We start from the raw sequence: 12,975 nt of genomic DNA, 5'->3' as shown, positions 1-12,975 counted from the left end.
TGCGTCTCTAGCGTAACTGAGAATGGTTCCAGTGAACACATGTTAGCTAAAATAAATCCGCAAAATTAAATTTTGTTTATTATTCAATAAGTTAATCACAAAAACTCAACTAACACGCGTTCATGTTTATCAAAGGCATTTAAAATCAATCACATAAAATTGCGTCTGGTTGGGATAGATTTCAGCAATGACCCGTTTCAGCTCATCAAGCGACATATTTTCCTGTTGCGCATGTTTTTCGTTCAGCGTATCCAGCGTCACAGTTGACGTTCCTGTCACTTCGATTGTGCAAAAATAGCCATCATCTTCGAACCGTCCCACGCGTAGCACATCGCCTGCTTTAAAGTGGGACTCGGAGGCATCACGAATAGTGATGGTTTTACGACCTGCCAGAATGTCATTCTGGAAACGTTGAAAGAAAGTAATGTCGTTTGGCTGCATGTGGTTATCCCCTGAATATGGCCCCTTGAAGTGGATGTTACGATCTGAATGTGTTCTTGTCCCGACACGCGAGCATCCTGGAATTTTGCGTACGCTTTACATGCCATTTGGTGCAGAATGAATGATAACAGACTAAATAAATTGAGATTATGCAACAATGAGAAAACTCACCCTGCCAAAAGATTTTTTATGGGGCGGCGCGGTTGCCGCACACCAGGTTGAAGGCGGCTGGAATAAAGACGGTAAAGGCCCCAGCATCTGCGACGTGCTAACCGGCGGCGCACACGGCGTGCCACGCGAAATCACCCAGAATGTCGTTGCTGGCAAATACTATCCGAACCACGAGGCGGTGGATTTTTACGGACATTACAAAGAAGACATCCGTCTTTTCGCCGAAATGGGGTTCAAATGCTTCCGTACCTCTATTGCCTGGACGCGTATCTTCCCGAATGGCGACGAATCCCAGCCAAACGAGGCCGGTCTGAAATTCTACGACGACATGTTTGATGAGTTACTCAAATACAACATCGAACCGGTCATTACCCTTTCCCACTTTGAAATGCCATTACATCTGGTACAGCACTACGGCGGCTGGACCAATCGTAAGGTCGTTGATTTCTTTGTCCGTTTTGCTGAAGTCGTGTTTGAACGCTACAAACATAAGGTCAAATACTGGATGACCTTCAACGAAATTAACAACCAGCGAAACTGGCGCGCGCCGCTGTTTGGCTACTGCTGTTCCGGCGTGGTGTATACCGAGCATGAGAATCCAGAAGAAACCATGTATCAGGTCTTACATCATCAGTTTGTCGCCAGCGCGCTGGCGGTAAAAGCGGCACGTCGTATTAATCCACAGATGAAAGTGGGTTGTATGCTGGCGATGGTCGCGCTGTATCCTTTCTCCTGTAAACCAGAAGATGTGATGTTTGCTCAGGAGTCGATGCGTGAACGCTACGTCTTTACCGATGTGCAGCTGCGCGGCTATTACCCGTCCTATGTGTTGAACGAGTGGGAGCGCCGCGGATTTAACATCAAAATGGACGATGGCGATCTTGAAGTGCTGCGCGAAGGCACCTGCGATTATCTTGGTTTCAGTTATTACATGACCAACGCGGTCAAAGCCGAAGGCGGTAGCGGCGATGCGATTTCCGGTTTTGAAGGCAGCGTACCGAACCCCTATGTTAAAGCATCTGACTGGGGCTGGCAGATTGACCCGGTGGGCCTGCGTTATTCATTGTGTGAACTGTACGAACGCTATCAAAAGCCGCTGTTTATTGTCGAAAACGGTTTTGGTGCTTACGACAAAGTAGAAGAAGATGGCAGCATCAACGACGACTATCGCATTGACTACCTGCGCGCCCATATTGAAGAGATGAAAAAAGCGGTGACTTACGATGGTGTCGACCTGATGGGCTACACGCCGTGGGGCTGCATCGACTGCGTGTCGTTCACCACCGGTCAGTACAGCAAGCGCTACGGCTTCATCTACGTGAACAAGCACGATGACGGTACGGGCGATATGTCGCGTTCGCGTAAGAAAAGCTTCAACTGGTACAAAGAGGTGATTGCCAGCAACGGCGAGAAGCTTTAACCCCTGCACGTTACCCGCCAGTCGGCGGGTAACACTTTGAACGAGTCTTACCAGGTCTTACCTATTTTAAATTCCCAGCGTACATCTTCCATTTTGGTTGGCGACTTCGCTTCCTGCATTACCGGGAAGAAGGCTCCGGCACCAAACCATAATTTCAGTGAATCGACGGCAATATTAAATGACGGACCAACAACCCATTCGGTAGTTCCAGAATGGTTATTAATTACGCTGCCATTAGACAGTTTTTTCGTTCCAGAGGCATTATTGCTGTAGGCACTTTCCAGACCAAGATCCAGCGGTAAATCGCTAAACATATACCGCACCTGGGTATTCCACTGGAATTCGTTACCTCGTTTCACGTCCTGGTTACCGCGCTCAAATGGTCCCTGATATACAAAACCCATATCCCCTTTAATGTTAGGAGTAAATAATTTTGTTAAAGTGAGTGTTACTCTTCCTCCCCAGGCGCTATTCCCAGGCAAATGATTATCTCCATCTTGCCCGGTGGGTAGTAATACTGCCCCACCTACCGTAACCCAAAACGGATCACCTCTTCGCTGGCTCATTAAAGCATAATTGACCCCCACCGATTGGTCGCCCATTCCCTCTATGTGCTCAGGAGACAGATTGTCTCGTTTGTTATTGATATAGGAACCCACAGTTGATAATTCCAGTCTGTCGGTCAAACCGTAACGAATCTTCAATAACCATATCTGGGAGTAAACATCCGGACTTCCGTGCCCCTCGATTTGATGATCTTTATCGCGAAATGAGCTATTCACGGCGGTTAATAACTTTCCTTCCGGCAATACTGAACCACCAGAAATAGCGGTATTAACTGGTGCACCTAATAGATTACTGGGATTATTTTCTCCGTTAGCTGCCATTGCATTCATTAATAGGAAACATGTCATTAATGGCAGAAATATAAATCGTTTCATTATTCCCTCCAGGTATAAAAAACAAAGCGCTAAGTTAATAAATATTTACGTTATTTATGCTTATTTTTAATTTATAATTTAAATTAATAACTTGATGAATTTAATATACGGAAATTTTTGTAACTATATTGAGAGGTAAATAACGATTCCGGAGAGAAACTATTTGTAACCACATGTAAATATACTGTGTTGTTTTGATTAAATAACAGCAAGGTAAAAATGATGCACAATGAATCATTAGACTCTAAAAAACCGGTAATTTAATTCTGGCTAATACACTGATACAAACGCCAGGTTGCCTGACAGGAGCCAACGATTTACTGTAATATATTGAATTAGTAACACTTTGTAGCCTGAATAAGGCACTCACACTGCATCCGACATAAACAAAGCGCACTTTATTAACAAGCTGAAAAGGCGCCGAAGCGCCTTTAGAAAACAGTCGAATCAGTAAATTACTGGTAGTCGCTAATCGGTACGCAGGAGCAGAACAGGTTGCGGTCGCCATAAACATCATCCAGACGTTTCACCGTCGGCCAGTATTTGTCTGCCACGCCTGCCGGGAATACGGCAACTTCACGGCTGTACGGATGCGCCCACTCGGCGACCAGTTCGCTCTGAATGTGCGGCGCGTTCACCAGCGGGTTATCTTCCAGCGGCCAGACACCGGCTTTCACCTGGTCAATCTCTGCGCGAATAGCCAGCATCGCATCGATAAAGCGATCCAGCTCAGCCTTACCTTCAGATTCCGTCGGTTCAACCATCAGCGTGCCCGCCACCGGGAACGACATGGTTGGCGCATGGAAACCGTAGTCGATCAGACGCTTGGCAATATCCAGCTCGCTGATGCCGGTTTCTTCTTTCAATGGGCGAATATCAAGAATACATTCGTGCGCCACACGACCATCGCGACCAGTATACAGTACCGGGTACGCGTCTTTCAGACGGCTGGCAATGTAGTTAGCGTTAAGAATCGCGACCTGACTTGCCTGCTTCAGGCCTTCTGCGCCCATCATGCGGATGTACATCCAACTAATCGGCAAAATGGAGGCGCTACCGAACGGCGCCGCAGAAACCGCGCCCTGACGGGTTAACATGCCTTCGATTTGCACCACGCTATGGCCCGGTACGAACGGTGCCAGATGCGCTTTCACGCCGATCGGTCCCATGCCTGGGCCACCGCCGCCGTGCGGAATGCAGAAAGTTTTATGCAGGTTAAGATGCGAAACGTCCGCGCCAATAAAGCCCGGTGAGGTAATGCCGACCTGAGCGTTCATGTTCGCGCCGTCAAGGTAAACCTGACCGCCGAACTGGTGCACAACTTCACACACCTCACGGATCGTTTCTTCATACACGCCGTGGGTGGACGGATAGGTCACCATGATGCAAGAAAGGTTCGCAGCATGTTGTTCTGCTTTTGCCCGCAGATCGTCCAGGTCGATGTTGCCGTTCTTATCACAGGCGACTACCACCACCTGCATTCCTGCCATATGTGCAGAAGCAGGGTTAGTGCCGTGAGCAGAGGCCGGAATCAGGCAGATATCGCGATGCCCTTCGTTGCGGCTTTCGTGATAGTGACGAATCGCCAGCAGCCCCGCGTATTCCCCCTGTGCGCCGGAGTTAGGCTGCATACAGACGGCGTCGTACCCGGTGAGTTTCACCAGCCAGTCAGAAAGCTGGCTAATCATCTGATGATATCCTTCGGCCTGTTCCGGCGGGCAGAACGGGTGCAGTTCAGCGAATTCCGGCCAGGTGATAGGGATCATCTCGGCGGCGGCGTTCAGCTTCATGGTGCAGGAACCCAGCGGGATCATCGCCTGATTCAGCGCCAGATCTTTACGCTCCAGCGAGTGCATATAGCGCATCATCTCGGTTTCGCTGTGGTAACGGTTAAATACCGGATGCGTCAGAATCGCATCGTCACGCAGCATACCTTGCTGAATGGAACGGCTATCAAGCGCCACGTCTTTATCCAGTGTTTCAATGTTCAGACCGTGGCTGTCGCCCAGCAAAACATTGAACAACTGCGCCACATTCTCACGGGTGGTGGTTTCATCGAGGGTAATACCCACCGCGTTATGAATATCGCTGCGCAGATTGATCTCTGCCGCTTCCGCACGCGCCAGTACCGCAGCTTTATCAGCCACTTCCACACACAGGGTGTCGAAGTAGTGCGCATGACGCAGCTTTAAGCCTTTCTGTTGCAGACCTGCCGCCAGAATATCGGTCAGGCGGTGGATACGATTCGCAATGCGTTTCAGTCCAACCGGTCCATGATAAACGGCATACAGACTGGCGATGTTAGCCAGCAGTACCTGCGAGGTACAAATGTTGGAGTTCGCTTTCTCACGGCGGATATGCTGCTCGCGAGTCTGCATCGCCATGCGCAGTGCGGTATTGCCCGCCGCATCTTTTGAGACGCCGATAATACGGCCTGGCATGGAGCGTTTAAATTCGTCTTTGGCGGCAAAGAATGCCGCATGCGGGCCACCGTACCCCATCGGTACGCCGAAGCGTTGCGCAGAGCCGAAAACAATGTCCGCGCCCTGTTTGCCCGGAGCCGTCAGCAGCACCAGCGCCATAAAATCGGCGGCGACGCTGACCACAACTTTACGGGATTTCAGCTCAGTAATCAGTGCGCTGTAGTCGTGAATTTCGCCCGTGGTGCCTACCTGTTGTAACAGCACGCCAAACACATCCTGGTGATCCAGTGCTTTCGCCGCGTCATCCACAATGACGTCAAAGCCAAAGGTTTCGGCACGCGTACGCACGACGTCCAGAGTTTGCGGATGGACATCAGAGGCGACAAAGAACCGGTTGGCATTTTTCAATTTGCTGACGCGCTTTGCCATCGCCATCGCTTCAGCGGCGGCGGTCGCTTCATCCAGCAGCGAGGCGGAAGCCATGTCCAGCCCTGTCAGGTCCAGCGTCACCTGTTGGAAGTTGAGCAGCGCTTCCAGACGCCCCTGAGAGACTTCCGGCTGATAAGGAGTGTAGGCGGTATACCAACCCGGATTTTCCAGCATGTTGCGCAGGATAACCGGCGGTAGCTGCACGGCGGTGTAGCCCATGCCAATATAGGACGTGAAGCGCTTGTTACGCCCGGCGATGGCTTTTAATTCCGCCAGTGCGGCATATTCGGTTGCCGCCTCGCCAACCTGCGGCGGAGTCGCGAGCTGAATGTCTTTCGGCACAATCTGACCTGTCAGCGCGTTTAACGACTCGGCGCCAACCGCATTCAGCATCTCTTGTTGCTGTGCGGCGTCCGGTCCGATGTGGCGTTCAATGAAAGCGCCGCGGTTTTCAAGCTGGCTTAACGTCTGTGTCATGGGCGATGGTTCCTGAAACGTGCAGTGAATCGTGATTGTCTCTAACTCAATTGCCCGGTGGCGCTGACGCTTACCGGGCCTACGCGTGCGAAAATGAATACGCAAAATCATTCGCGTTGCAGTGAGTAGGCCGGATAAGCATTAGCGCCATCCGGCACAACATTATTCGTCTTCTAACAATGCTTCATACGCAGTGGCATCCAGCAGCGATTCAAGTTCGCTTTCATCGCTGGCTTTGATTTTAAAGATCCAGCCACCGGCATACGGTTCGCTGTTCACCAGCTCCGGGGAGTCGCTCAGCGCATCGTTTACCGCCACGATCTCACCGCTTACCGGCGCATAAATGTCGGACGCTGCTTTTACGGACTCCGCCACGGCGCAGTCGTCGCCCGCGCTTACGGTCGCGCCGACTTCCGGCAGATCAACAAAAACCATATCGCCCAACAGCTCCTGAGCGTGTTCAGTAATGCCAACGGTGTAAGTGCCATCCGCTTCTTTACGCAGCCATTCGTGTTCTTTGCTGTATTTCAGTTCTGCGGGTACGTTGCTCATCAATTAATCTCCAAAAAAGGATGAATCACGCGACGGCTTTGCCGTTACGCACAAAAACAGGTTTAGTCACTTTTACCGGCATTTCACGGTTACGAATTTGTACAATCGCCGTCTCGCCGATGCCCGCCGGAACACGCGCCAGCGCAATGCTGTAGCCCAACGTTGGGGAAAACGTCCCGCTGGTGATAATGCCTTCTTGCTGATTGCCCTGCGCATCGGTAAAACGCACCGGCAGTTCATTACGCAATACGCCTTTCTCGGTCATCACCAGACCGACAAGCTGCTCATGGCCTTTTTCACGCTGCATCTCCAGCGCCTCACGGCCAATAAAGTCGCGGTCAGCAGGTTCCCAGGCGATAGTCCATCCCATATTAGCCGCCAGCGGAGAGATACCTTCATCCATCTCCTGACCGTACAGGTTCATGCCTGCTTCCAGACGCAGCGTGTCGCGCGCGCCAAGACCGCACGGCTTCACGCCCGCTTCCACCAGCGCACGCCAGAAATCCGCCGCTTTTTCATTCGGCATGGCGATTTCATAGCCCGCTTCGCCGGTATAACCGGTGGTGGCGATAAACAAATCGCCCGCCTGAACGCCGAAGAACGGCTTCATACCTTCTACTGCATGGCGCTGTTGGTCAGTAAACAGAGTCGCCGCTTTTTCCTGCGCATTCGGCCCCTGTACCGCAATCAGCGACAGGTCGTCACGAACGGTGATGTCGATGGCATAAGGTTCAGCGTGTTGGGTAATCCAGGAGAGGTCTTTTTCGCGGGTGGCGGAGTTAACAACGAGACGGAAGAAATCTTCAGTGAAGTAGTAGACGATAAGGTCATCAATCACGCCGCCCGATGCGTTAAGCATACCGGAGTAGAGGGCTTTACCCGTCTTCGTTAGCTTCGCGACGTCGTTTGCCAGCAGATAACGCAAGAACTCCCGGGTGCGGCTGCCATGAAGATCGACAATGGTCATATGCGATACATCAAACATCCCGGCATCGGTGCGCACAGCGTGGTGTTCATCAAGCTGAGAGCCGTAATGCAGGGGCATCATCCAGCCATGAAAATCGACCATGCGGGCGCCGCATAGCGTGTGTTGTTCGTACAAAGGCGTCTGTTGGGCCATCTTTTCCTCGTTGAATTAGCGGGGGCTAACAACCATTTTCATGGGAAATCTTCGCCACGAAACCTGGCATCGACGCCCTTTTTCCTGCGCCGACGCAAACGTTCTCTTGTTCCTGAACTTACCACCGAACCAGGCGCTAAACCATAAGGCTGAATTTACCATCACATTAGCTTATGACTAAAAAACGCTAAAATCCCATCAGCACAAAAAACCACTATTACGCTAAATAACCGTCATAAAAAGGAAGCTGATACGATTTACCACAACATAAATTAATATTAAATGTGGAAAAAATGTCGAAAATCTCGTTCGCAAAAAATAGTGGCATTAGAAAATATAATGCGAAATAAGCGGTGAAATTAGATTATTTCAAACGAGGAAAGCCCCCCGGCGCGATAGCCGGGAAAGCAAAGTGTGACGGGTTTCAAACTCTTGCTGGCGTGCAGTCAGACACTTAACGAAGCCATTGCGGAAGGTCGTTTAGCCCCATTGCCTGGCGAAGCAGTTGGGGTTTGACGCCGGGGAGCGTATCCGCCAGTTTCAGCCCGATGTCGCGCAGCAATTTTTTTGCCGGGTTTTCGCCGGCAAACAGGTCACGAAAACCTTGCATCCCGGCAAGCATCATCGCCGCGCTATGTTTACGGCTACGCTCATAACGACGAAGATAAAGATGTTGACCAATGTCTTTGCCCTGGCGCTGAAGCCGGCGCAGATCGTCCACCAGTTCGGCCGCGTCCATAAAGCCGAGGTTGACGCCTTGCCCTGCCAGCGGGTGGATGGTGTGCGCGGCATCGCCGACCAACGCCAGACGATGCGCGGCAAACTGGCGAGCATAGCGGCCCGTCAGCGGAAAAACCTGCCGTTCGCTTTCCAGGCGGCATAAGCCCAGCCGATTATCGAAGGCGATAGTCAACGCCTGGTTAAACGCCTCGTCGCCGCTCTGTTGCATACGCTCCGCATCCTGCGGAGAAAGCGACCAGACAATGGAACACAGATGCGGATCGCTTAACGGCAAAAACGCCAGAATACCTTCACCATGAAACACCTGGCGAGCAACCGCGCCGTGCGGCTCTTCGGTGCGGATAGTCGCTACCAGCGCATGGTGACGGTAGTCCCAGAAAGTTAAGGGAATATCCGCTTTGTTACGCAGCCAGGAGTTGGCGCCATCCGCGGCAATCACCAGACGCGCGGTTAACATCGCGCCGTCTTTTAAAGTCAGGAAGGCGTCGTTCTCTCCCCAGGCGACCTGCTGTAACTCCGCTGGCGCCATTAAGGTGATATCCGCCGCTTGCTGCGCTTTTTGCCACAGTGCGTAGTGAATGACGCTGTTTTCAACAATATGCCCCAGATGGCTATATCCCATGCTTGCGTCATCAAACGTAATACGGCCAAAGCTGTCTTTATCCCAGACTTCCATACCGTGGTAGCAACTTGCCCGTCGCGCCACAATGTTTGACCATACGCCAAGACGGGTAAGCAGTTTTTCGCTGGCGGCATTAATCGCCGACACCCGAAGCTGAGGCGACGCATCGTTCGCCAACGGCTGGGGGACAACGTGATCCAGTACCGCAACGCGCAAACCGCTCCCCTGCAAGCCGCAGGCGACAGCCAGTCCCACCATGCCTCCGCCAACTATTGCTACATCAACACTTTGCACTATTTACTCCTGGAAACCGGAACAATCAAAACCGTAGGCCGGATAAGGCGAAGCTGCCATCCGGCATTTTTACGAACACGATGCCGGATGGCGGCGTAAATGCCTTATCCGGCCTACAGATCTGCTTAACGCGCAACCCAACCTAAGGTCCGCTGTGCCAGCGCATCGCGCGCAGGTGGTAATAACTCCATCGCCATTAAACCGATATTGCGCCCAATAACCAGCGGCGCCCAACGATTTGCAAACAGATGGACCAGACCGTTCGTTACGCCAATCGTCGTATCCCGGTCAACCTGACGACGCTGCTGATAGCGCGATAACACGTGCCAGGCGCCAATATCCTCGCCCGCGTCCTGTGCCGCGACCAGCGTTTCCGCCAGGCTCATGACATCGCGCAGACCGAGATTAAACCCTTGTCCGGCGATAGGATGCAACGTTTGCGCCGCATTGCCGACCACGACAGTCCGGTGAGTAAAAACTTTTGCCGCCGTAGTCAGGGCAAGCGGATACGCGCTGCGCTTACCCGCCTGAGTAATTCGCCCCAGCCGCCAGCCGAACGCGGCCTGCAACGCATGACAGAACTGCGCGTCGGACCAGCTCAGCACCTCATCGCGCTGGTCGAGCGGGTGACACCAAACCAGCGAACATCGGCCATGCGACATCGGCAACATCGCCAGCGGGCCATTGGGGGTAAAACGTTCAAAGGCGCGTCCCTGATGCGGGATCGCGGTCGCGACATTCGCTATCACCGCTAACTGTTCATAAGGCTCCTGATGCCAGTCAACGCCGCAGGCTGACGCCAGCGCGGAGTGGGTACCGTTAGCCGCCACCAGCACGCTGCCAGCTATCACATTGCCGTTTTCCAGAGTGACGTTAACTTGCTGTTGGGTACGCGACACGCTGGCTACGCGCTCCGGGCAGTGCAGCGTAACGCCTGGCGCTTTACGCAAGAGCGCAAACAGACGCAGCCCGATATCATGCAGCTCCGCAACGTGACCCAACGCTGCCAGGCTGTAATCCTGCGCGTCGAGAGTCACAAATCCGGCATGACCGCGATCGCTGACGTGTACGGTGTTGATTGCCGTTGCGCAATCGGAAATCGCCTGCCAGACGCCAATTCGCGCCAGTTGCTGGCAAGTGCCCGCCGCCAGCGCAATCGCTCTGGCGTCAAAGCCGGGATGACCGTCGGCTTCAGGCGCTTTCGCTTCAATCAGGTGTACCGGCAACGTCCCATGACTGAACTGAGAGATAGCCAGCGCCAGCGTCGCGCCTGCCATGCCGCCGCCAACGATAATGACGCTCATTGCTGCCGCGCCGCCGCCATTAATGCCTCAATGTCATCCGCCTTCTTCACAACGCCAGCGGTCAGGTTTTCATTACCGGTTTCGGTAATGACAATGTCATCTTCAATTCGAACGCCAATGCCGCGATACGCTTCCGGCACGTCGGCATCCGGCGCGATATAGAGGCCTGGCTCTACGGTCAGCACCATGCCCGGCTCCAGGATGCGGGAGCGATCCGGCCCATAAACGCCGACATCATGAACATCCAGCCCCAGCCAGTGGCTCAAGCCATGCATAAAGAAAGGACGATGCGCATTTTCGGCAATCAGTTGATCAACCTCTCCTTGCAAAATCCCCAGCTTCACCAGCCCGGTTATCATGATGCGCACGACTTCGCCGGTCACCTCCTGAATAGAGGTACCAGGACGGAACAGTCGCAGGCTGGTCTCCAGCGATTCCAGAACGATGTCATAAATTTCACGCTGGGCTGGCGTAAATTTCCCGTTCACCGGGAAAGTACGCGTGATGTCGCCCGCGTAACCTTTATATTCACAACCTGCGTCGATAAGCACTAAATCGCCGTCGCGCATTTCACTTTCGTTTTCAGTGTAATGCAGGATACAGCCATTTTCGCCGCTGCCGACAATGGTGTTATAGGAGGGATAGCGCGCGCCGTGGCGATTAAATTCGTGGTGAATTTCCCCCTCCAGCTGATACTCAAACATCCCCGGACGGCATTTTTCCATCGCGCGGATATGCGCCAGCGCGCTAATTTCCCCGGCACGGCGCAGGACAGCAATCTCTTCCGGCGATTTGAACAGGCGCATCTCATGGACGATCGGTCGCCAGTCAGTCATGGTGGCCGGCGCGGTCAGATTCTGGCGGGAGCCTTTACGCAGCTTCTCCAGCGCAGCCAGAACAATTTCGTCGGCATACGCATATTCGCCCTGCGCGTGGTACACCACATCCAGACCATTAAGCAACTGAAAGAGTTGCTGGTTGATTTCGCTAAACGCCAGCGCCCGGTCAACGCCCAGTTTTTCCGGCGCGGCATCCTGTCCTAAACGGCGACCAAACCAGATTTCCGCCGTCAGGTCGCGAACGCGGTTGAACAAAACGCTGTGGTTGTGGGTGTCATCACTCTTAATCAGTACCAGCACGGCTTCCGGTTCGTTAAAACCGGTGAAATACCAGAAGTCGCTACTCTGGCGATACGGATATTCACTGTCTGCGCTGCGCGTCGCCTCCGGCGCGGCAAAGATCAGCGCGGCGCTGCCGGGCTGCATTTGCGCCAGTAATGCCTGGCGACGGCGTTGGTATTCCTGCTGAGTCATGACATGGCCTCCATTTCGTTTTTTCTTAGTGTAGCGTCGGTTTACGCACTTCCGGCGCGGTCGGCTGTTGGCGCGTGAAAGTGTCATGACATAACAACGCCGCAACACGGACATATTCGATGATCTCTTCGAGCGACATCTCCAGCTCTTCCTGATCTTCGCTCTCATCATAACCAAGCTGCGCAATATTACGCAGGTCGTCAATCGCTTCACCCGTTTCGCCGGTGACTTTATCAAGTTTAGGCTGCGTTACGCCGAGGCCAAGCAAAAAGTGGTTAACCCACCCGGCTAATGCATCAGCGCGATCGAATACGCTGACATCGTCGCCTTCAGGCAGATAAAGCTGAAAAAGAAAGCCGTCGTCTTCCAGCGCGTCGCTGGTCGCCGCGTGCATTTTGCGCAGCGCCTGAGCAAGCTCATGCCCGAAGGCCAGACCTTCGTTCGTCAGGTCGTGCAACAGCGGCTGCCATGAGCTGTCGTTGTTGCCGCCGCAAATCATCCCGCTGATTAAACCATGCATTTCAGCCGGGGTCAGACCGGCCCCTTGTTGATTCAAAAACCGGTTCATTTCGTTGTAACCAGGCATTTCGTTCTGTATAGACATAAGCATTCGTCATCAAAGGGAGGATATTCATGATATGCTACCACTTTGGACCCTGGTGAACCAGAAAAGGGCTTGTATCTTCACACCAGGGTAGCTATAGTGTCGCCCCTTCGCGGACCCTGG

General features: G+C 52.9%; 10 protein-coding genes. 1 reads left to right on the top strand and 9 read right to left on the bottom strand.

What is annotated here, in order from left to right; translation table 11 throughout:
* Nucleotides 1–129 precede the first annotated feature (129 nt).
* Nucleotides 130–441 (bottom strand): N(4)-acetylcytidine aminohydrolase, encoded by a 312-nt coding sequence (gene yqfB / locus NA330_RS06165; RefSeq protein WP_001182976.1) that lies wholly within the window; start codon nt 439–441, stop codon nt 130–132.
* A 157-nt stretch (nt 442–598) separates the two neighbouring features.
* On the opposite strand from yqfB, the gene bglA reads away from it, so the two are divergent.
* Entirely contained in the window at nt 599–2,032 is a 1,434-nt protein-coding gene (bglA, locus tag NA330_RS06160) for a 6-phospho-beta-glucosidase BglA (RefSeq protein WP_001230140.1), read from the top strand.
* A gap of 47 nt (nt 2,033–2,079) precedes the next feature.
* On the opposite strand, the gene NA330_RS06155 is transcribed toward bglA, so the two are convergent.
* The 8 genes from NA330_RS06155 to NA330_RS06120 form a co-directional block, all read right to left on the bottom strand.
* Nucleotides 2,080–2,973, bottom strand: coding sequence for a transporter (locus NA330_RS06155; protein ID WP_023202673.1), 894 nt, complete (start codon nt 2,971–2,973; stop codon nt 2,080–2,082).
* Between the two features lie 455 nt (nt 2,974–3,428).
* Nucleotides 3,429–6,302, bottom strand: a complete 2,874-nt coding sequence (gene gcvP / locus NA330_RS06150) for an aminomethyl-transferring glycine dehydrogenase (RefSeq protein ID WP_017441089.1) — start codon at nt 6,300–6,302, stop codon at nt 3,429–3,431.
* A gap of 162 nt (nt 6,303–6,464) precedes the next feature.
* Nucleotides 6,465–6,854 carry a glycine cleavage system protein GcvH gene (gcvH, locus tag NA330_RS06145; protein WP_001295377.1) on the bottom strand — a complete coding sequence of 130 codons (390 nt, stop codon included), beginning with the start codon at nt 6,852–6,854 and terminating at the stop codon, nt 6,465–6,467.
* Between the two features lie 25 nt (nt 6,855–6,879).
* Nucleotides 6,880–7,974 (bottom strand): glycine cleavage system aminomethyltransferase GcvT, encoded by a 1,095-nt coding sequence (gene gcvT / locus NA330_RS06140; protein ID WP_000068738.1) that lies wholly within the window; start codon nt 7,972–7,974, stop codon nt 6,880–6,882.
* A 454-nt stretch (nt 7,975–8,428) separates the two neighbouring features.
* Nucleotides 8,429–9,631: an FAD-dependent 2-octaprenylphenol hydroxylase gene (gene ubiI, locus NA330_RS06135; protein WP_001192149.1), complete on the bottom strand. Its 1,203-nt coding sequence runs from the start codon at nt 9,629–9,631 to the stop codon at nt 8,429–8,431.
* A gap of 125 nt (nt 9,632–9,756) precedes the next feature.
* Entirely contained in the window at nt 9,757–10,935 is a 1,179-nt protein-coding gene (gene ubiH, locus NA330_RS06130; protein ID WP_000111142.1) for a 2-octaprenyl-6-methoxyphenyl hydroxylase, read from the bottom strand.
* A complete protein-coding gene (gene pepP, locus NA330_RS06125) occupies nt 10,932–12,248 on the bottom strand; it encodes a Xaa-Pro aminopeptidase (protein ID WP_000193681.1) in 1,317 nt (438 codons plus the stop codon). The genes ubiH and pepP overlap by 4 nt, the downstream gene beginning before the upstream one ends.
* A gap of 25 nt (nt 12,249–12,273) precedes the next feature.
* On the bottom strand, nt 12,274–12,852 hold the full coding sequence (locus NA330_RS06120) for a YecA family protein (RefSeq protein ID WP_000027236.1): 579 nt from the start codon (nt 12,850–12,852) through the stop codon (nt 12,274–12,276).
* Between the last annotated feature and the right edge of the window lie 123 nt (nt 12,853–12,975).

Source organism: Salmonella sp. NW722 (genome assembly GCF_051702785.1).
Taxonomy (GTDB): domain Bacteria; phylum Pseudomonadota; class Gammaproteobacteria; order Enterobacterales; family Enterobacteriaceae; genus Salmonella; species Salmonella enterica.
This window is presented reverse-complemented; position numbering and strand designations above follow the sequence as displayed.